Genomic DNA, 19,746 nt, shown 5'->3' with positions numbered 1-19,746 from the left:
AATTAGCTAAGCCAGCGTGCGCCGCGCGGTGCGTTAACCGATCTCTGAACAGAAGGTAAATATTCCATTCCGATTTGCGCCGTGGTAGCGCTGATCTTATGAATAGATTGCCATCAAAAGACGAAATCCTCACATGGATTTCCGAGAACCCGACCCAGACCGCAAAACGCGATATTGCCAAGGCTTTTGGCATCAAGGGCGCTGCGCGGATCGATCTGAAGCGCATGATGAAAGAGCTCGAAGACGAGGGGCATTTGAAGCGGCGCAAAAAGACCTATCGCGAGGCCGACAAACTGCCGCCTGTATCGGTTTTGCGGATGGTCCAGCCGACGAGTGACGGTGACCCGATGGCGGAGCCGATGGAATGGCAGGGCGAGGGCGAAGCGCCGCTTGTTCTGATGATTGTGAAGGCTTCCGACCCTGCGCTTGGCGCGGGTGACCAGATTCTGGCACGGCTCACGCAGGTGACGGGCGAGCCACATGGCTATGAGGGCCGCCTTATCCGCCGCATCGGGACCAACCCTTCGCTTGTGCTCGGGATTTACCGTGCTGGCTCCGATGGCGGGCGGATTGTGCCGATCGACAAGGGCGAGCAGAAGGAATGGACGGTCGGCGCGGGCGAGGTGAATGGTGCCAAAGACGGCGAGCTTGTGGAAGGGGCCGCGATTGGCCCCAAGGCGCGCATGGGGCTGCCCAAGGCGCGGATCGTCAACCGCTTGGGCGACCCCTCGCAGCCGAGGGCCGTGAGCCTGATTGCGATCCATCAGCACGGGATTCCCGACCGCTTCCCCGATGCGGTGATTGCCGAGGCGGACAGCATGAAGCCTGCGGGCCTCAAGGGACGCGAAGACTTGCGCGAGATGCCTCTGATCACGATTGATCCGCATGATGCGCGTGACCATGACGATGCTTGCTATGCCGAGCCTGATACGGACCCGAAAAACGAGGGCGGCCATATCATCTGGGTCGCGATTGCCGATGTGGCGCATTATGTGCGCGCGGGCACGGCACTTGACCGCGAGGCAAGGAAGCGCGGCAACTCAAGCTACTTCCCCGACCGCGTTGTGCCGATGTTGCCTGATCGTTTATCGGGCGATTTGTGCTCTTTGCACGAAGGCGTGCCGCGCGCTTGTATTGCCGTGCGGATGCAGATTGATGCAAAGGGACACAAGCTGTCCCACAGGTTTGTGCGCGGGCTCATGCGCTCGGATGCTTCGTTGAATTACAAGGAAGTGCAGGCGGCGCAAGACGGCGCGCCAAACGAGAAATGCGCGCCTTTGATGGGCGATGTGATCGCGCCGTTGTATGAGGCCTACTATGCCCTGCGCCACGCGCGCTCGGTGCGCCAGCCGCTTGAGCTTGACTTGCCGGAGCGCAAGATTGTGCTGAATGACGAGGGCGAGGTTGTCTCGATTGATTATGCCGAGCGGCTTGATGCGCACCGGATGATCGAGGAGTTCATGGTGCTGGCCAATGTCGCCGCCGCCGAGGAACTTATTGCGCGCAAATCGGTGCAGCTTTTCCGCGTGCACGAAGAGCCAAGCGTTGAAAAGCTTGATGCCCTGCGAGAGGTAGCGCAGGCCTCGGGGCTGACTTTGGCCAAGGGGCAGGTGCTTAAAACGATGCACCTCAACCGCCTTCTGGCGCAGGCCGAGGGCATGGAAGAGGCCGAGCTGATCAACATGAGCACCCTGCGTGCCATGACGCAGGCTTATTATTCGCCGCAGAATTTCAGCCACTTTGGGCTGGCGCTTCAGGCCTATTCGCACTTTACCTCGCCAATCCGCCGCTACGCCGACCTGATCGTGCACCGCGCTCTGGTTTCAGCGCATGGTTGGGGCAATGACGGCCTGACAGCTGAGGATGAAGCCGGCTTGGAAGAAACAGCGCAGCATATCTCGGCGACAGAACGGCGTTCCATGCTGGCCGAGCGCGACACGACAGACCGCTACCTCGCCTCCTATCTCAACAAACGTGTGGGCGAGGCATTTGAAGGCAAAGTCAGTGGTATCGCGCGTTTCGGTATCTTTGTGAAGCTCGACGAAACAGGCGCTGACGGCCTTGTGCCGATGCGCGAGCTGGGGCGCGAGTATTTCAATTACGATGCCGATCGCGGGGTGCTTATAGGCTCCGAGACCCGCCGCGAGATCAACCTTGGTCTGCGGGTGAAAGTGAAGCTCGCCGAGGCCGCGCCTGTGACAGGTGGCATTGTGCTTGAATTGCTCGAGATGGATGGCAAACCTGTAGAGCAGGGCCGCGGAGGCCCTCGTGGCCGCGCCCGTGGCAAGCCGCCCAAACGCGCCCAAAGCAAAGCCAAAACCAAAGCCGCCAAAACCAAACGCAAGATTGAACGCAAGCGCAAATAGGCTTCTTCTGCTCACAAATATCTTGGGGGTGCGGGGGCAAAGCCCCCGCCTCGGTCGGATTTTGCGAAGCAAAATTCGATCCCTAAGCTTCGTGATACCTCAGCGCATGGGCGATCAGCTGGCCAAGCCGCGCGGCATCGATTTCGCTCACATCGTCAAACAGAACCGCTCGGTTGCCTTCGATGCGGTCTTGCCCTGCAAAGGCCGCCGCATAGTCTGAAATCACGGTGCTCTGGCAATGGGCGTAAAGCGCAAAGCCGCCCGCCTTTGGCGCGGCAAGTCTGAGCGTGCTTCCCTTGGGCGCGAGGTATGCGGGTTGGCCCCAGCGGAGTTCTTCGCGCACTTCAAGGTCGCCCGCGACGTCAAAGATCAGCGCGCGCAGGTGCATCAGCCCGGCCCGCGCTTCGGGAGGGAAGGCGGCGAAAGCGGCTTCCACTTCAGGGCTTGCGAAAGGTCTCACCTTATCGCCACCGTGGTTTCCATGCGGTTTACATAATCCATGAGTGCAGTATCGCTGCCAACACGTTTGGATTGCAAGGTTTCTACAGGGCTGGCGCGCATGCCGCCGAGCATCGCCGCGACAGAAGCATCGGCGGCGCCGGGGGTGTTGCCAAAGAGGAAAGGCCGCGTGGAAAGTCGCGCAGAGATGGCCTGCAAATCGCCCTCCAGCCGTGCGAGGCGCTCTTCGGGTGTGAAGCGGCCGAGGCCTTGGGCATTCATCCCGTGCAGGAGGCTTTTGCGCAGTTTGCCTGTTACAAAGCCGCGCAGCAGCGTGGGGATCATGCTGAAAAACTCGATCTGGAGGATTTTGAAGATCTCGTCATTTGCCCATCGGTCAAGCACCTGATGAAAATACATGTGTTCTTCCGCCATCACCGTAAAGGCGCGGGCGCAGGCGCGGTCGTCTGCGGACAGGCCTTTGAAGAAGTCAGCGCCCAGCGCCTCCAGATGTACGCGAATGTTTTCGCTGTCGCAGATCAGGTCGCCGGATGCCAAGCGGATGGCGGGGAGTTTGCCATATTTGAAAGGGCGCGGATCGAGTGTGTCTTCGCGCTTCCAAGGTTGGCCTGACATTTGCAACAGGTAGGCCGCTTTGGTGCAAAACGGTGAGGCGGCGAATTCACCGAAGGTTTCGGGAAAGGTGATGAGAGTGATCATGAAAGCTGTCCTTTGCTGAACTTTGTTGAGCAAGCTATAGAGAGAAATGCTGACAAAATATGGCAGCAGCTTATGGGAAGGTCAGATATGTCTCGCACCGCGCGCCTCTTTCAGCTCATGCAAGCCTTGCGCAGCGCGGCCCCGCCTGTGCGCGCCGAGAGCCTTGCGCAGGAGACGGGCGTGAGCCTGCGCACGATCTACCGTGACATAGACGAACTGCGCGCTTTGGGTGCTGTCATCGAGGGCGAGGCGGGCTTTGGCTACACCTTGCGAGAGGATGCTGCCCTACCACCTTTGGGCTTTGAGCCCGACGAACTGGAAGCGCTGGTTCTGGGCCTTAAGGAAGTTGCCGAGATTGCCGACCCTGCGTTGGGCAAGGCGGCGATGAGCGCTTTGTCAAAGATCCGTGCGCGTGTGCCTGCAGGGCAGGCGCGCCGCCTTGAGCACGCTGTTTTGAGTGCGCGGCGGTTTCGCAAGCCTACTGCGCCGGGAGTGGATGTGGCTGCCTTGCGCAGCGCGGCTTGGGAGGAGTTGGTTGTGAGCTTTGCCTATAAGGATGCGGAGGGCCGAGAAAGCGAGCGCTCGGTGAAACCTTTGGGCATTGTCTATATGAGTGATGCGCATGTGCTTTTGGCGTGGTGTCTGCTGCGGAGGGATTTTCGTGCGTTCCGGCTGGATCGTATGGCGGAGCTTGTCGTGAGCGGGCAGAGCTTTCGCCCCGAGCGTGTGCCGCTATTGCGCGAACATATCGCGAAGATAAGGGGCGGGTATCCGCCTGCACCGGGGAAAAGTGACTGAGACTGCTCTTTCAGAAACGACTGTTTCGCGCTAGGTTATAAATGCAAAAAAAAATGCGGGCAGTAAAAAAGAGGCTAACATGCTTCGAAGATTTTTAGGACTTTCGGTTTTGACAGCCGGGCTTTCGGGTTCTGTGGCGGCGAGCGGCACGGTGGATACTTCACTGCGCCCTGTCTTGCGGCCCGGCTCCGGCACGGGCGGCGAGGTTGTCTCAGTAATGCGGGTGAGTGCGATTGCGCCCACGCTGCGGCCTGTGGTGCGGCCTGCTGATCTGCAGCTTGATGCCGCCCCCTCGGCTTCGCTTGTCGAGGTGAAGAGCTATCCGCGCAATGCGGGCTTTGAGCGCTGGGTGGAAAGCTTCAAGCCGCGCGCGGCCAATGCAGGCATCAGCCAGAGTGTGATCAATCAGGCGTTTCGCGGCATTCGCTACAACACTGATGTGGTTGCGAGTGACGGCAATCAGGCCGAGTTTAGCAAGACGATTTGGGAATATCTCTCCAACGCCACCTCGGACAAGCGGGTGGCCGATGGCAAGCGGATGTTGCGCAAGCACCGCCGCACGCTTGAGGCGATCGAGCGCAAATATGGCGTGGAAAAAGAGATTGTCACGGCTGTCTGGGGGCTTGAGAGCTTTTATGGAGACATCAAGGGCGATTACAATGTGATCGAGGCGATGGCGACGCTGGCCTATGACGGGCGGCGGCGCGACTTTTTTTCCAAGCAGTTGATTGCGGCACTCAAGATTTTGCAGCGCGGTGATACCACGCCTGCCAAGATGAAAGGCTCATGGGCAGGGGCGATGGGGCATACGCAGTTTATCCCCACGTCTTACGAGCTGTTTGCTGTGGATTTCACCGGCGATGGAAAGCGCGACATCTGGAGCAACGATCCGAGTGATGCCTTGGCCTCGACGGCTGCATACCTTGCGCGCTCGGGGTGGCAGAAGGGGATGCCGTGGGGTGTGGAAGTGCGCTTGCCTCAGGGCTTTAACCGCGGGCTTGCGAGCCGTAAAACACTCAAGATGCCGTCTGACTGGGCCAGACTCGGGGTGACGGATGTGCAGGGCCGCGCGGTGCGCGACTATGGCTCGGCGTCGATCCTGTTTCCCGAGGGCGGACGCGGTTTGGCGCTTATGATCTTCGAGAAGAACTTCCGCGCGATCGAGCGGTATAATGCGGCAGATGCCTATGTGATCGGTGTGGGGCATCTGGCGGACCGTTTGAGAGGGGGGATTCCCTTGCAGGGCAATTTCGGCCCCGGCGAGCGGCCTTTGAGCGAAGAAGAGACCAAGGATTTGCAACGGCTTTTGAAGCGTAAGGGGTATGCGCTTGAGAAAGTCGACGGCAAGATCGGGCCAAACACCAAGGCGCAGATCAAGGCGTATCAGAGCCGCAATGGTTTGACGGCGGATGGCTATGCTTCGGAAGCATTGTTGCAGCATGTGAAGCGGCGGTAGTCTGATTTCGAATTTCCGCTGCGCGAAAATCCGACCGGCTGGGGGCTTTGCCCCCAGACCCCCAAGGTATTTTGGAACAGAAGAAGCAGGGCGCTTTTCAGCCGCCTTCGAGGCGGTTGAGGAGGACGACTTCGCTTGATTCCGTGATCGGCTGAAACCAGCTGTCGTTGTAGATTTTACCGTCGATGGAGACGGATACGCCGCGCTCGAGCTGGGGACGCAGGGCGGGGTAGTCTTTGTCGAGCGCGGTGAGAAGCTCGCGCAGGTTTTTCGCCTCGACTTCAATGTTACGTTGGCCCCCCGCCAGATCGGCGAGGGAGCCCCAGAGTGTTACCGTGACCACCTTAGCTGGCCTTGATGGCCGCCAAGAGCTTGGGCGGGGACATCGGCAGGCTTGTCATACGCACGCCTGCGGCGCGGCTGACGGCGTTGGCCAGTGTGGCCAGCGGCGGGACGATGCCTGTTTCGCCAACGCCACGGACGCCGTAGGGGTGACCGGGGTTGGGGATTTCGAGGATGACAGGCTCGATCATCGGCAAATCTGATGCGACGGGGATGCGGTAATCGAGGTAGCCTGCGTTTTGCAGGGTCCCGTCTTTGCCGTAGATGTATTCCTCGTTGAGTGCCCAGCCGATGCCTTGCACAGCGCCACCCTGAAGCTGGCCTTCGACATAGTCGGGGTGGACGGCCTTGCCTGCGTCCTGGAATACGGTGTAGCGGACAACCTTCACCGCGCCTGTTTCGGGATCGACCTCTGTGTCGGCGATATGTGTGCCGAAACTGACGCCTGCGCCTTCGGCGTTGACTTCGTGGTGGCCCGCGATGGGACCGCCTGTGTTTGAGGCGATTGCGGCGATTTCCTTCAGGGTCATTGGAGGGAATTTGCCCGCGTTCGGCCCTGCCGGTTGTGCGGCTCCGTCGACCCATTCGACAGCGTCAGGCTCGATGCCCCAAGTGGCGGCGGCGCGGGTCTTCATGATTTCGATCGCGTGGCGGGCGGCTTTGATTGTGGCCAGGCCCACCGCGAAAGTGACGCGGGAGCCGTCTGTGACCTCGTTCTGGCCGAGCGTTGCCGTATCGGCGATGACGGTGCGGACATGCTCGTAAGGGATGCCGAGCTCTTCGGCGGCCATCATTGTCATCGCGGCACGGGAGCCGCCGATATCGGGGTTGCCTTCTGACAAGCTCACCGTTCCGTCGGGATTGATCATCAGGGAGACACAAGTGTCGCCACCGAAGTTGAACCAGAAGCCGCAGGCGAGGCCGCGACCCTGATTTTTGCCCAAGGGTGCGGACCAATGCGGATGTGCCTTGGCCGCCTCAAGCGTGGCTTTGAGGCCGATGGCGGGATAGGTCGGACCATAGGCTGATTTGGTGCCTTCCTCGGCGGCGTTCTTGAGGCGCAGCTCGATCGGGTCCATGTCGAGTTCTTTCGCCAACTCGTCCATCACACTTTCAACCGCGAAGGCGGCCATGGGCGCGCCGGGGGCGCGGTAGGCGGCGGCTTTGGGGCGGTTTGTCACAACTTCCCAGCCGACGGACTGGAGGTTTTCCAGATCATAGGGTGCAAAGCCGCACATGGCGCCGAGCGCGCCGTTCATTGCGTAGAACGCGCCTGACTGATAGCGGAACTCACCTTGGGCGGCAGTGATCTTTCCCTCTTTGGTCATGCCGATTTTGATATCAATCGAGGTGGAGGCCGTCGGCCCCGAAGCGCGCAGAACTTCATCACGCGACATGGTCATCTTTACGGGTTTGCCCGCCTTTTTAGAGAGCATAAGCGCGACAGGTTCGAGGAACACGGTTGTTTTGCCGCCAAAGCCACCGCCGATCTCAGACGCCGTCACCTTGAGGCGGCCTGCGTCCATGCCCAGAATGGCGGAGCAGGTGTTGCGGACCATGTAGTGCCCTTGGGTGCAGCACCAGAGATCGCCCTGGCCATCGTTGCCCATTGTCGCGAGGCAGGCGTGCGGCTCGATATAGCCCTGATGCGTTGCGGCTGTTGTAAAGCTGCGTTCGACGATGATGTCGGCTTTTTTGAAGCCTGCTTCAATGTCGCCGTGGCCGTATTGTGAGCGCGCAAGCACGTTCTGGCTGTAGCCCTTTGGCACGCTCTCTTGCTGGCGGCCTTCGTGGAGCACGGGGGCATCGGGCTTCATGGCCTCGTCAACGTCAACGACATGAGGCAGCACTTCATACTCAACCTTGATTGCCTTGAGCGCGGCACGGGCCACGGAGCGCGAGGTGGCGGCGACGGCCGCGACGGTGTGGCCATCATAGAGTGCCTTTTCGCCTGCCATGACATTATCAAGGATATCGCGTGTGCCCTGATCTTCGGGGGTTGTTGTGAAGTCGGCACGGGTGACGACCGCTTTCACGCCTTTCATGGCCTCGGCGGCCGAGGTGTCGATAGACTTGATCCGCGCGTGGGCATGGGGGCTGCGGAGGCAGAGGCCGATCAGCATTCCGGGGGCAGACATATCCGCGCCGTAGCGTGCGCGGCCTGTGACTTTATCCAGCCCGTCGGGACGGGGCGGGCGTGTGCCGACAACTTTGAAGGTGCGGGGGGTGAACTCGTCTTTGGCCATCAGGCTGCTCCTCGCATTTCGGCAGCGGTTTCAAGAACCGTGCGGATGATTTTATCATAGCCCGTGCAGCGGCAGAGATTGCCTGCGAGCCAGTAGCGGACTTCTTCCTCGGTCGGGTCGGGGTTGCGCTCGAGCAGGTCTTTCGCGGCCACGAGGATACCGGGTGTGCAGATACCGCACTGGAGCGCGGCCTTGTCGATGAAGTTTTTTTGCAGGGGGTGAAGCGTTTCACCATCGGCCATGCCTTCGATGGTTTCGACTGTGCGGCCCTCGGCTTCGGCGCCGAGCACAAGGCAGGAGCAGACGAGGCGGCCATCGAGCCGCACGGTGCATGCGCCGCAATCGCCCGAGGCGCAGCCTTCTTTGGAGCCTGTCATATCAAGCTGGTCGCGGAGCACATCAAGGAGCGTGTCCTCGGCTTCGCAGAGATAGTCTGTGGCATCGCCATTGATGGTTGTGTTGACGTGGATACGGCTCATGATTTTTCTCCCATTGCGCGGGTGTAGGCAAGCTTGGCGGCGCGGCGGGCGAGGACGCCCGACACATCCTTGCGGAAGGCCACTGTGCCGCGCTTGTCATCAATCGGGGTGGCGGCGGCTGTTGCGGCAGTCGCAAGCGCTTCAAGGGCTGCGTCTTCGCATTTGCTTCCGATCAGCGCGGCGGCGGCTTCTGGCACATCGAGCACTTTGGGCGCGACGGCACCGAGGGAAACGTGGGCTTCCTTGACGGTTCCATCTTCGTTGAGGCTGAGGTTTACCGCGCAGCCGACCACGGCGATATCCATCTCGGTTCGGGGGATGAAGCGCAGGTAGGCGTCACTGCTGCGCGCAGGCCGGGCGGGCAGGAAAACCGAGGTGACGAACTCGCCTTTGGCGAGCGAGGTTTTTCCGGGGCTGAGAGGAATGTCGATGACGGGGACATCGCGCGTGCCTTCGGGGCCAGCGATGCGCACGCTTGCGCCAGCGGCGACCATAGCGGGGACGCTATCGCCTGCGGGGCCGGCATTGCAGAGGTTCCCGACCATGGTGCAGCGGCCCTGAACCTGAGTGGAGCCGATCAGCTCGGCGCCTTCGACGACGCCGGGGTAGGCGGCCTTAAGGCCGTCATGCTCGCCCATGACAGAGCAGGGCACAGCCGCGCCGATGCGCCAGCCGCCATCTTCCTGCGTTATGTCACTCATGCCTTTGATGCGTTTGATATCAATAACGGCGGAGGGCTCGATCTGCCCTGCACGCAAGCGCACGAGAAGGTCGGTTCCGCCTGCCAGCACACGCGCGCCCGCATCGGCGGCGAGAAGCGCTGTGGCGGCTTCAATGGTCTGTGGGGTTTCAAATTTCATACCCGTCTCCCTTGGGTCAATGTGTCTGGGTGTTCTACGGGGCAAGACTCAGCGCTGCCCTTTGGCCATACCTTCGCCAATGTATTTGGGCTTGGCAAGGGCAGTGCGCGACAAGATGTGGCATGCGCGGGAAATCAGCTGCCGCAGATGCCTTGCAGGCGGAGCCAGTCATTGTCTGACAAGAGCGGTTCGGGGGTGTCCGTGACAAACGGATCGGCCTCGATGAGCGTGAGGGTTTCCTCGCCTGTGATATCGCGGGCGTAGGCGTAGGGGCGGGCGCGGACAGACCATGCCTTGAAGCCTGCCAGCAGCGTGGCATCGGGCACGTTGGCGCGCGGGCGGGTGAGCAGGTGCTCGGCGTAGGCATCTTGTGCGGCATCGCTGACGGCGCCTGTGGTGAGAAGCTGGAGTGTGGCGACGAGGCCTGCGTGATCAAGGAAATCGCGCAGGGGATCGCTGAGTTCGGCGGCGAGGTGCTCGGCGATGATATAGCCTGCGACGACATCGGGCTCCTCGTAGTCCTCAATAAGCGCGCGGCCCAGCAGGATGACACCCCCCGGCAGATGCGCGGCCTCGAGCACACCGCCGGGCAGAACGACAAGACGCGCGGCCCCGTCGGGCGAAGGCAGGCGCGCGCCGAGTTTGCGCAGGGTGCGTGCGCCTTCGGGGGCGGTGCAGGGCAGGCCCGTGACGCGGCTGATGCGGGCCAGAAGGGCGGAGCCGATTTCGGCACGCTTTACATCGGGAACAACGCGCAGGGCATGATCGCGTGCGGCGGAAGGCAGCCAGAAGACGCCGAGCGCCACGACAGCGGCGACCACGCCGAGGCTGACCCAGAGCCTGAGGCGGCCCGGGTGCGGGCGGGCGCGTTCGATGCGGGCGCGCAGCTTTTCGATGGCGTCGATCATCTGGCCTTCGTCTTCGCCAAGTTCGAGTGTTTCGCCTGTGTCGCCATCGGGGTGAAAAATCGCCGGGCGGGAGCCTGCATTGGCGCGCACTATGGCGGGCAGGGACCAATGCGCCAAAGCGGAATCGTTGTGATCGGTGATTGTGAGGGTGGCATTGCCTATCGAGACGATAACCTCGCGGCGCTGGGCCTGCGGGGTTGCGCGCCAGAGACCTGTGGCCTCGATGCGGTCGTATTCTTTTAGGGCCGTCATACTGTGGGGCTGCTCCTGCCTCTTTGGGAAAGGGTAGCATGGGGGCGCGCCCCGTGGAAAGAGGGATTGCGCCGCGCTTCGCGCGTCGCTCCGCCGGGGGCTTCGCCCCCGGACCCCCAGGATATTTAGGGCAATAAGAAAGACGCCGGGTGATCGGGACCTAGAGGGTGGCTGCGGTTTTGCGGAGTTCGAATTTCTGGATTTTGCCTGTGGACGTTTTGGGAAGCTCTTGAAAGACGACTTTCTTGGGGGTTTTGAAGCCAGCGAGTTTTGAGCGGGCGAAGGTGATGAGCTCTTCTTCGGTGGCGCTGGCCTTTGGTTTCAGCTCGACAAAGGCGCAGGGAACTTCGCCCCATTTGTCATCGGGCATCGCCACCACGGCGCAGAGCAAGACAGCGGGGTGGGCGGCGAGCACGCCTTCGACTTCGACGGAGCTGACATTTTCTCCTCCCGAGATGATGATATCTTTGGAGCGGTCCATGATTTGCAGGTAGGTATCCGGGTGTTGGATCGCGATATCGCCTGAATGAAAGTAACCGCCTTTGAAGGCTTCGGCGGTGGCCTCGGGGTTTTTGTAGTATCCTTTCATGACCGTATGACCCCGGATCATGATTTCGCCCTGGGTTTTGCCATCATGCGGAACGGGGGCCATTGTTTCGGGATCAAGCACCACGGCTTCGTCCATCATCGGCATCAGCACACCCGTGCGGGCCTTGATGGCATAGCGTTCTTCCTCGGGGTGGTCATCCCAGCGGGCGCGCCAGAGGCATTCTGTGATGTGGCCGTAAGTTTCTGTGAGCCCGTAGACCTGCGTGACGTTGAAGCCCAGCGGCTCGATTGCCGCCAGTGTGGCGGCGGGCGGCGGCGCGCCTGCGGTAAAGACCTGAACGGTGTGGTCAAAGCCGCGCCTGTCTTCATCCTCGCAGTTGACCAGCGAGTTGAGCACGATGGGCGCGCCGCCGAAGTGGGTGACGCCTTCATCGGCGATGGCATCGTAGATTGCCTTGGCGGTGATGTTGCGGCAGCAGATAATTGTGCCGCCAAGCAATGGCATCATCCATGTGTGGTTCCAGCCGTTGCAGTGAAACAGCGGCACGATTGTAAGGTAGATCGGGCGCAGGGTGAGTTGCCAGCTGACCACAGTTCCCATTGTCATGAGATAAGCGCCGCGATGATGATAAACCACGCCTTTGGGGCGGCCTGTTGTGCCTGAGGTATAGTTGAGCGCGAGGCTTTCCCACTCGTCCTCTGGCATGATCCAGTTGAAGGCGGGGTTGCCGCTTGCAAGAAAGTTTTCATACTCGGGGTACCGCCCTGTGGCGGGATGATTTGCCGAAGGGTCGGCGACTTCGATGATCTGCGGGCCTTGACCTTCCATCGCGGCGATGGCGGCTTCGACAGACGGCAAAAACTCGGTATCCACCAGCACCATCTTCGCCTCGCCATGTTCAAAGATGTAGCGAATGGTTTCGACATCAAGACGTGTGTTCACAGCGTTGAGCACGGCCCCGGCGGCGGGCACGGCGAAATGCGCCTCGGCGTGGGCCGGGATGTTGGGCAGGAGGGTGGCCACCACATCACCCGGCCGGATGCCTGCCTGAGCCAGTGCCGAGGCGAGCCGGCTGACGCGGGCGTGATACTGGGCATAGGTTTTACGGTGCTGCGTGCCGTAGGCGACGGCGAGGCGGTCGGGGAAGATATAGGACGCGCGCTTCAGGTGCGAAAGCGGTGTGAGCGGCACATAATTGGCGGCGGCTTTGTCCAAACCTGTTTCATCACGCATCTGGCCCATTGTCTTCCTCCCTCATTTGCGAACTTATGTCGCAGTCGGGAAAGACTAGCGCCATGTGGGCAGTTTTGAAAAGCCCATGTGCGACCAGTTAAAGGTGAAAATGACGTGACCGAGACAAGACCAATGGCTGCGGCATTGTGGATGCTGGCGGCGATGCTGATCCTCGGGGTGATTGACAACTTCATTGTTGTGGTGGCCGAGGTGATCAGCGTTTGGCAGATGTATTTCATCCGCCTGTGCATTGCGCTGCCTGTGATTTACCTTGCCGCAAGGCTGTTGAGGCAGCGGTTTTTGCCAGTGAACTGGGGGCCAGTCCTGTTGCGCAGTTTTCTCTTTGCCTCGGCGATGCTTTTTTACTTTGCCTCGCTGGCTTTTTTGCCGATTGCGCAGTCTCTTGCGGGGCTGTTTACCTCGCCTATCATTGTTGTGACCATCACGGCGCTGTTTCTGCGCGAGAAAATCGGGGCGTACCGGATTGGCGCGGTGATTGCAGGATTTGTCGGCACGTTGATTGTGCTTCAGGTGAGCCCCGGAAACTTCAGCCCCTTGGTGATTGTGCCTGTGATTGGCGGGGTGCTTTATGCGCTGAACGCGGTGATCACGCGGAGGATGTGTGGGGGAGAGAGCACCTGCACGCTTCTGGCGGGAACCATGGGGATGCAGGGTATTTTGGGCATCCTCGGGCTTGGTGCGATTGCTTTATTCGGGATTGAGGAAGTGAGCGGGCCGCTGGCTTTTGTGACCCGTGGTTGGGGCTGGCCGATGGAGGGTGTGAGCCTGCTTCTGGTGGGGCATGTGCTTGGCTCGATTGTGGGGGTGTTTGCCTTGACGCGCGCGTATCAGCTGGGCGAGGCCTCGCATGTGGCGGTGTTTGAGTATTCGATCATGGTGTTCGGGCCAGCTTTTGCCTTTGTCTGGTTCGGACAGAGCCTGAGCGCGGTGCAGATGGCCGGTGTGGGGCTGATTATTGCGGCAGGCGCGGTGATTGCTTTGCGCTCGGGGCGGGGCTAGCTTGAAGGCATGATCATTTCGCGCGGGCGCTCCTATATTTTTGTGCATATTCCCAAGACGGGAGGAACCTCGCTTGCTCTTGCGCTGGAAGCGCGGATGATGGGCGACGATCTGATACTGGGCGATACGCCGAAAGCACTTAAGCAGCGCAGGAAGTTGAAAAAGGCCGAGGCACGCGGGCGGCTTTGGAAACATTCAACGCTTGCCGACATTGAGGGGCTGGTGAGCCGTGAGGAAATGCAGGGAATGCTGCGTTTTACGCTGGTGCGCAACCCTTGGGACAGGATGGTGAGTTATTATCACTGGCTCAAGGAGCAGAGCTTTGATCATCCGGCGGTGGCTACGGCGAAGACGCTTGGCTTTAGCGAGTTTCTGCGCGCGCCTGCGGTGTGGGGGCCGGTGAAGTTGCACCCTTACGCAAGCTATATGCGGGCAAGTGACGGGAGCGCGCATGAGGCGCTTTACATCAGGCTGGAGCATTTTGCCCAAGATGCGGCGCCACTTGCTGAACATTTGGGCTTTGAGCTTGATATGCCATGGGTGAACGAGAGCGCGCGCCGGCGCGACTATCGCAGTTATTACAACGCGCAAGATACAAAGGCTGTGGCCGAAACCTGCGCGGAAGATATCGAAAAGTTTAACTACAGTTTCGACTGAGTTGCCTAACTATTCTGCCTGAATTGTGAATAGTCCCGGCTGTGGGTGCGGTCTGTTGCCGGTGTGGCGACAATGCCCAGAAGTGGCCGCAAACCTGCCCCACAACTTGCAAGGGAATCACTTTTTATAGGTTCACTGCCAACGATAGGCCGCCTGCCAGCGGATAGAGAAAAGCCTGGGGACGAAGAAATGTTTGGATGGAAGGGCGCAAAGCGTCAGAAAACTTATCGTGCACCAGACGGCGCAGAAGGCGGCAACGGCACCAAAACGGGTGTTATGTCGGGCCTCGTCTCGGGAACGAAAGTGGCGACGGCGCTTGGCTGGCGCGATGTGAACTCGCTGCAAGAGGGCGACATGGTTCTGACATTTGATGCGGGGCTACAGCCTGTGAAACGGATCAGCCGCACGCCGCTCTGGAGCGGGGCGGGGTCTTGCCCTACAGCCTTCTGGCCGCTGCTGGTTCCTGCGGGCGTGTTGGAGAATGAGGCTGCGATGACCCTTTTGCCGCGTCAGGGCGTGATGCTGGAAAGCGATGCGGCAGAGAAAACGCTGGGTGACCCGTTTGCGCTTATCCTTGCCGGAACACTGGACGGGGCACACGGGATCGAGCGGGTGTTTCCGCAGGATGATATGACCGTTGTTACGCTTCACTTTGATAGTGCGCAGGTTGTTTTTGCCGAACAGGGTGCGCTGCTGTTTTGCCCGGCGGGGGGCGATCTTCTGGATTATGCCAGCGGCAAAGCGCAGGGGCAGGGGCCTTACAGTATTCTGCCCGAGCTTTTTGCGGCGCAGCTTGTGCAGGATGGATACGCCTACGCTTGAGTGTGCTTTGATATGGCCCCCAAGCGCCTCCGTAATTTCGGGGGCGTTTTGCGTTCTGCAGCAATGATCCGAAAAAAGCAGGATTGTTTGGCCTGTGGAAACAGTGCCTAAAACTTGCCTTAATTCGGCCTCATAGCGGGCTATTTTTAAGCCCAAATTTGACTTGCTGAACAAGGCTGTCTGCCAGCAGTCGAACACTTGGGGAAGCAGGTCTGAGCGAAGAGAGAGCGCGTCGGGCCTGATGACAACAAGCGCTTGGAGGGCGCTTTCCCATGAGGTTCGCGGCATTCGGCAGATATCTGTTTCTGGTCGGTTGCCTCGTGTACCAATCCCCGACTTGCAAGAGTCATGCGTGGGAAGACCGCCGGAAACAGAAGAAAGGGTGCGCCGCAAAGCGCACCCTTTCGTTTTTTAGGGTTACTTGCCTCAGGCGGCTTTTTCGGCCTCGGGCGCAAAGCGTGTGTAGAAGCTTTGGCCTTTGTCGCCCATTTCCTTAAGCAGCGCGGGCGTTTCAAAACGCGTGCCATATTTGGCGGCGAGCGCGGCTGTGCGCTCGGCGGCATAGGGTGTGCCGATCATGTCGAGCCATGAGAGCGGGCCGCCCGACCATGGCGCAAAGCCCCAGGCCAGGATTGCGCCGACATCAGCTTCGCGGATATCCATGACAACGCCTTCTTCGAGCGCGCGGACGGCTTCGAGCACTTGTGAGAACATCAGGCGCTCTTGCACTTCGATGAGGTCGGGCTGGTCTTCGGCGAGGGGGTATTTCTCGCCCAAGCCCGGCCAGAAGCCTGTGCGCTTGCCCTTGTCGTCATACTCATAGAAGCCTGCGTTGGCTTTACGGCCCAAGCGGCCTTCGGCTTCCATCCAGAAGATGAGATCATCGCCGGGGCTATCGGGGTAGTCATCGCCCATGGCCGCTTTGGTGGCGCGGGCGATCTTGGCGCCCAGATCAATCGAGGTTTCATCGTTGAGCTGCAATGGTCCGACCGGGAAGCCAAGCTGGCGCGCAGCGTTGTCGATGAGCGAGGGGGAGACCCCTTCGGTGATCATGCGCAGGCCTTCATTGATGTAGGGAATGATGCAGCGGTTGCAGTAGAAGAAGCGCGCATCGTTGACGACGATGGGTGTTTTGCGGATCTGGCGCACATAGTCGAGCGCTTTGGCGACGGCACGGTCGCCTGTCTTTTCGCCCTTGATGATTTCAACCAGCAACATTTTCTCGACGGGCGAGAAGAAGTGAATGCCGATGAACTGCTCGGGGCGCGCGCTTGCTTTGGCCAGATCGGTGATCGGCAAGGTCGAGGTGTTGGAGGCGAAGATGCAATCCTCGGGGATGACGGCTTCGACCTTCTTGGTCATCTCGGCTTTTACGGCGGGGTCTTCGAACACCGCCTCGATGATAAGGTCGCAGCCTTTAAGCGCATCGAGATCAGGCGTGGCCGTGATGCGTGCGAGCATCTCTTCTTTCTTTTCAGGGGTCGCCTTTTTGCGGGCGATGCCTTTGTCCATGTAGGTGGCGGTGTAGGCTTTGCCCTTGTCGGCTGCGGCTTGGTCACGGTCGATCAACACAACTTCCATACCCGCTTGCGCGGAGACAAGAGCGATACCTGCACCCATCATACCCGCACCGAGGACACCTATTTTCCTGACCTTCTGATCAGGCACATCGGCGGGGCGGACAGCGCCTTTTTCGAGCGCTTCCTTGTTGATGAAAAGCGAGCGGATCATGGCGCTTGAACTTGGGTTGAGCAGGGTGTGAACAAACCAGCGTGTCTCGATTTTGAGTGCTGTATCAAACGGCACGAGCGCGCCTTCGTAAACAGCGGAGAGCAGCGCTTTGGCGGCAGGGAATGCGCCTTGGGTTTCCGAGTGCACCATGACAGAGGCGCCAAGGAAAGTCATGAAGCCTGCGGGGTGATAGGGTGCGCCGCCGGGCATTTTGTAGCCCTTTTCATCCCATGGTTTGACGATGTTCGGCTCTGAAAGCACCCATGCGCGGGCGTCTGCCATGGGGTCATCGGAGACCTCGTCGATGAGGCCGGCTTGCTTGGCTTTTGCGGGATCAGAGAGCTTGCCTTGCAGCAGGAACGGCGCGGCTGCCATTGCGCCGAGCTTGCGCACAAGGCGGGTTGTGCCGCCAGCGCCCGGGAAGATGCCAACCATGATTTCGGGCAGGCCGATCTTTGCCTTCGGGTTGTTGGCGACGAATGTGCGGTGGCAAGACAGCGGAATTTCAAAGCCGATGCCAAGTGCTGTGCCCGGCATGACGCAAGCGATGGGTTTGCCGCCTTTGTTTGTTTTCGGGTCCATGCCTGCGCGCTCGATCTTGCGCAGGACGGCGTGCATGTTCATGACGCCGTCGAAGAGGCCTTTTGCGGGGTCGTCGCCTGCATCGTCTTTCATTTTGGCGATGACGTTAAGGTCCATCCCGCCGGCAAAAGAACCCTCTTTGCCCGAGGTGATGATAATGCCTTTGACGGCGTCGTCGGCCAGTGCATCATCAACCATATCGGAGAGGTCGGAGAAGCCCTGAATGCTCATCACGTTCATGGACTTGCCTTCGGTATCCCATGTGATTGTGGCGATGCCTTCGGCGTCTTTATTCAGTGTGAAATCGGTCATGTTTTTTATCCTGTCGTAGTCGCTTACACGCGTTCGATGATTGTGGCGGCGCCCATACCCGAGCCGATGCAGAGCGTGGCAAGGCCAAGCTCTTTGTCGCTGCGTTCAAGCTCGTCGAGCAATGCGCCGATGATCATTGCGCCGGTTGCGCCGAGCGGGTGGCCCATCGCGATCGAGCCACCGTTGACGTTGACCTTGTCGTGATCGACGTTGAAGGCCTGCTCAAAGCGCATGACGACCGAGGCGAAGGCTTCGTTGACTTCAAAGAGGTCGATGTCGCTCACCTGCATACCGCTGTCGCGCATGATTTTTTCGGTCACGGGCACGGGGCCTGTGAGCATGATTGTCGGGTCTGTGCCGATTTTGGCGGTGGCGCGGATGCGCGCGCGGGGCTTGAGGCCGAGCTGCTCGCCCAGTTCCTTGTTGCCGATGAGCACGGCTGATGCGCCATCAACGATGCCTGACGAGTTGCCTGCATGGTGAATGTGGTTCACGCGTTCAAGCTCCGGATATTTGAGGATCGCGATTTTATCAAAGCCGGGCATGACCTCGCCCATTTGCTTGAACGAGGGGTTCAGAGCGCCGAGGCTTTGCATATCGGTTTCGGGGCGCATGTATTCATCATGAGTCAGGATAGGCAGACCGTTTACATCATACACAGGCACGATGGAGCGCGAGAAGTGCCCCGCATCCCAAGCCGCTTTGGCGCGGCGCTGGCTTTCGACGGCCATGGCATCGGCCATGTCGCGGGTGAAGCCGTATTTGGTTGCGATAATGTCGGCGGAGATGCCTTGTGGCACGAAGTAGTTGTCGATCGCGATGCTTGGATCAACGGCGATGGCGCCGCCGTCAGAGCCCATGGGCACGCGCGACATGCACTCGACGCCGCCTGCGATATAGCCGTTGCCCGCGCCGCCGCGGACCTGGTTGGCGGCCACGTTGACGGCCTCAAGGCCCGAGGCGCAGAAGCGGTTGATGGAGAGGCCCGGGATGCTTTCATCGAGATCGGAGGCCAGAACGGCTGTGCGAGCAAGACATGCGCCTTGCTCGGCGACCTGTGTGACATTGCCCCAGATCACATCTTCGACGGCGTGGCCTTCGAGGTTGTTGCGCTCTTTGAGCGCATTGAGCGCCACGGCGGAGAGCCGCGCGGCTGTGACTTCGTGCAGGGCGCCGTCTTTGCGGCCCTTGCCGCGCGGTGTGCGCACAGCGTCGTAGATATAGGCTTCGGTCATGGTGTGTCTCCTTACGTTCGGATGAGAGGGTTAGGCGCGGTCAGCGGGGCTGCCGGGCATAAGGTCATAGGGGGCTTTCCAGCCGTTGGTGTCCTGGATGTTGCTCAGCCAACGGTCGATGTTGGGCCAGTCGGTGCGGGTGAACCCGAAAGGTTCCGGGTAAAACAGATAGCCGCAGTTGGAGATATCGGCGTTTGTGAGGCTGTCGCCGACGATATAGTTGCGGCCCTCAAGATGTGTATCAAGGGTTGCGTAGGCGGCTTTGAGGCGGCCTTGGAGGAAGGCGATGACCTCTTGGGGGCGTTTTTCTTCGGGGAGAAAATTCATCAGGAAACGGGTGACGCCGGCTTGCGAGGACATTTTGTGATTGTCCCAGAGCACCCAGCGGAGGACTTCGTATTTGTCCTCCGGCGCGCCGCCGAATTTGCCTGATTTATCCGTAATGTATTGCTGGATAGCGCCTGACTGGGTGAGGCGAAAATCACCATCCACAAGCAAGGGCGCTTCGCCCATGACATTTTTTTCGCGATACTCGGGCGATCGGGCTTCGCCGCCGAAAAAGTCGACGTAAACGGGCTCCCATTCCAGGCCTGACAATTCGAGGGCAAGGGCGGCTTTGTAGGCGTTGCCTGACTCGCCGAAGCAGTGGAGTTTGAGTGTCATGTCTTGTTCCTTTGTGGCTGGCGGCCGGGGGGGGGTGCACCCCCGGACCCCCGCAGGATATTTGTGGCAATAAAAA

Annotated in this window: 17 protein-coding genes; 6 read left to right on the top strand and 11 right to left on the bottom strand. The window is 60.1% G+C overall.

Annotated elements, in window-relative coordinates:
• Positions 1 to 98: 98 nt before the first annotated feature.
• Positions 99 to 2,366 (top strand): ribonuclease R, encoded by a 2,268-nt coding sequence (rnr, locus tag OE750_RS08505; protein WP_263763498.1) that lies wholly within the window; start codon positions 99 to 101, stop codon positions 2,364 to 2,366.
• Positions 2,367 to 2,448: 82 nt separating this feature from the next.
• On the opposite strand, the gene OE750_RS08500 is transcribed toward rnr, so the two are convergent.
• Positions 2,449 to 2,826 (bottom strand): DUF1801 domain-containing protein, encoded by a 378-nt coding sequence (locus OE750_RS08500; protein ID WP_263763496.1) that lies wholly within the window; start codon positions 2,824 to 2,826, stop codon positions 2,449 to 2,451.
• Complete coding sequence (locus tag OE750_RS08495) at positions 2,823 to 3,524, bottom strand: glutathione S-transferase family protein (RefSeq protein ID WP_263763494.1); 702 nt, start codon at positions 3,522 to 3,524, stop codon at positions 2,823 to 2,825. The genes OE750_RS08500 and OE750_RS08495 overlap by 4 nt, the downstream gene beginning before the upstream one ends.
• Positions 3,525 to 3,611: 87 nt before the next feature.
• On the opposite strand from OE750_RS08495, the gene OE750_RS08490 reads away from it, so the two are divergent.
• A complete protein-coding gene (locus OE750_RS08490; protein WP_263763492.1) occupies positions 3,612 to 4,322 on the top strand; it encodes a helix-turn-helix transcriptional regulator in 711 nt (236 codons plus the stop codon).
• Between the two features lie 79 nt (positions 4,323 to 4,401).
• Complete coding sequence (locus OE750_RS08485) at positions 4,402 to 5,778, top strand: lytic murein transglycosylase (protein ID WP_263763490.1); 1,377 nt, start codon at positions 4,402 to 4,404, stop codon at positions 5,776 to 5,778.
• Between the two features lie 97 nt (positions 5,779 to 5,875).
• On the opposite strand, the gene OE750_RS08480 is transcribed toward OE750_RS08485, so the two are convergent.
• From OE750_RS08480 to OE750_RS08455, 6 genes are all read right to left on the bottom strand, one after another.
• Positions 5,876 to 6,121 carry a MoaD/ThiS family protein gene (locus OE750_RS08480; protein ID WP_263763488.1) on the bottom strand — a complete coding sequence of 82 codons (246 nt, stop codon included), beginning with the start codon at positions 6,119 to 6,121 and terminating at the stop codon, positions 5,876 to 5,878.
• Position 6,122: 1 nt separating this feature from the next.
• The gene (locus OE750_RS08475; RefSeq protein ID WP_263763486.1) at positions 6,123 to 8,366 is read right to left on the bottom strand and encodes a xanthine dehydrogenase family protein molybdopterin-binding subunit; all 2,244 of its coding nucleotides are present in this window, start codon (positions 8,364 to 8,366) and stop codon (positions 6,123 to 6,125) included.
• Positions 8,366 to 8,845, bottom strand: a complete 480-nt coding sequence (locus OE750_RS08470; RefSeq protein ID WP_263763484.1) for a (2Fe-2S)-binding protein — start codon at positions 8,843 to 8,845, stop codon at positions 8,366 to 8,368. The genes OE750_RS08475 and OE750_RS08470 overlap by 1 nt, the downstream gene beginning before the upstream one ends.
• Entirely contained in the window at positions 8,842 to 9,705 is an 864-nt protein-coding gene (locus OE750_RS08465; protein WP_263763483.1) for an FAD binding domain-containing protein, read from the bottom strand. The genes OE750_RS08470 and OE750_RS08465 overlap by 4 nt, the downstream gene beginning before the upstream one ends.
• Before the next feature lie 134 nt (positions 9,706 to 9,839).
• Positions 9,840 to 10,865, bottom strand: coding sequence for a hypothetical protein (locus OE750_RS08460; protein ID WP_263763482.1), 1,026 nt, complete (start codon positions 10,863 to 10,865; stop codon positions 9,840 to 9,842).
• 160 nt (positions 10,866 to 11,025) lie between these two features.
• On the bottom strand, positions 11,026 to 12,657 hold the full coding sequence (locus OE750_RS08455; protein ID WP_263763481.1) for an AMP-binding protein: 1,632 nt from the start codon (positions 12,655 to 12,657) through the stop codon (positions 11,026 to 11,028).
• Between the two features lie 105 nt (positions 12,658 to 12,762).
• On the opposite strand from OE750_RS08455, the gene OE750_RS08450 reads away from it, so the two are divergent.
• The 3 genes from OE750_RS08450 (at position 12,763) to OE750_RS08440 (ending at position 15,147) form a co-directional block, all read left to right on the top strand.
• On the top strand, positions 12,763 to 13,668 hold the full coding sequence (locus tag OE750_RS08450; RefSeq protein ID WP_263763480.1) for a DMT family transporter: 906 nt from the start codon (positions 12,763 to 12,765) through the stop codon (positions 13,666 to 13,668).
• Positions 13,669 to 13,677: 9 nt separating this feature from the next.
• On the top strand, positions 13,678 to 14,325 hold the full coding sequence (locus tag OE750_RS08445) for a sulfotransferase family protein (protein ID WP_263763479.1): 648 nt from the start codon (positions 13,678 to 13,680) through the stop codon (positions 14,323 to 14,325).
• Positions 14,326 to 14,514: 189 nt separating this feature from the next.
• Positions 14,515 to 15,147 (top strand): Hint domain-containing protein, encoded by a 633-nt coding sequence (locus OE750_RS08440; RefSeq protein WP_263763478.1) that lies wholly within the window; start codon positions 14,515 to 14,517, stop codon positions 15,145 to 15,147.
• Positions 15,148 to 15,573: 426 nt separating this feature from the next.
• Here OE750_RS08440 and OE750_RS08435 read toward each other — a convergent pair whose 3' ends face one another.
• The 3 genes from OE750_RS08435 to OE750_RS08425 are packed head-to-tail and all read right to left on the bottom strand — an operon-like array spanning position 15,574 to position 19,670.
• Complete coding sequence (locus OE750_RS08435; RefSeq protein ID WP_263763477.1) at positions 15,574 to 17,772, bottom strand: 3-hydroxyacyl-CoA dehydrogenase NAD-binding domain-containing protein; 2,199 nt, start codon at positions 17,770 to 17,772, stop codon at positions 15,574 to 15,576.
• Positions 17,773 to 17,795: 23 nt separating this feature from the next.
• Positions 17,796 to 19,007 carry an acetyl-CoA C-acetyltransferase gene (locus tag OE750_RS08430; RefSeq protein ID WP_263763476.1) on the bottom strand — a complete coding sequence of 404 codons (1,212 nt, stop codon included), beginning with the start codon at positions 19,005 to 19,007 and terminating at the stop codon, positions 17,796 to 17,798.
• Positions 19,008 to 19,037: 30 nt separating this feature from the next.
• Entirely contained in the window at positions 19,038 to 19,670 is a 633-nt protein-coding gene (locus OE750_RS08425) for a glutathione S-transferase family protein (RefSeq protein WP_263763475.1), read from the bottom strand.
• Between the last annotated feature and the right edge of the window lie 76 nt (positions 19,671 to 19,746).

Source organism: Lentibacter sp. XHP0401, from assembly GCF_025751535.1.
In the GTDB taxonomy this organism is placed as follows: Bacteria; Pseudomonadota; Alphaproteobacteria; order Rhodobacterales; family Rhodobacteraceae; genus Lentibacter.
The sequence above is the reverse complement of the archived record's forward strand: the minus strand, read 5'-3'. Positions and strand labels throughout refer to the sequence as shown.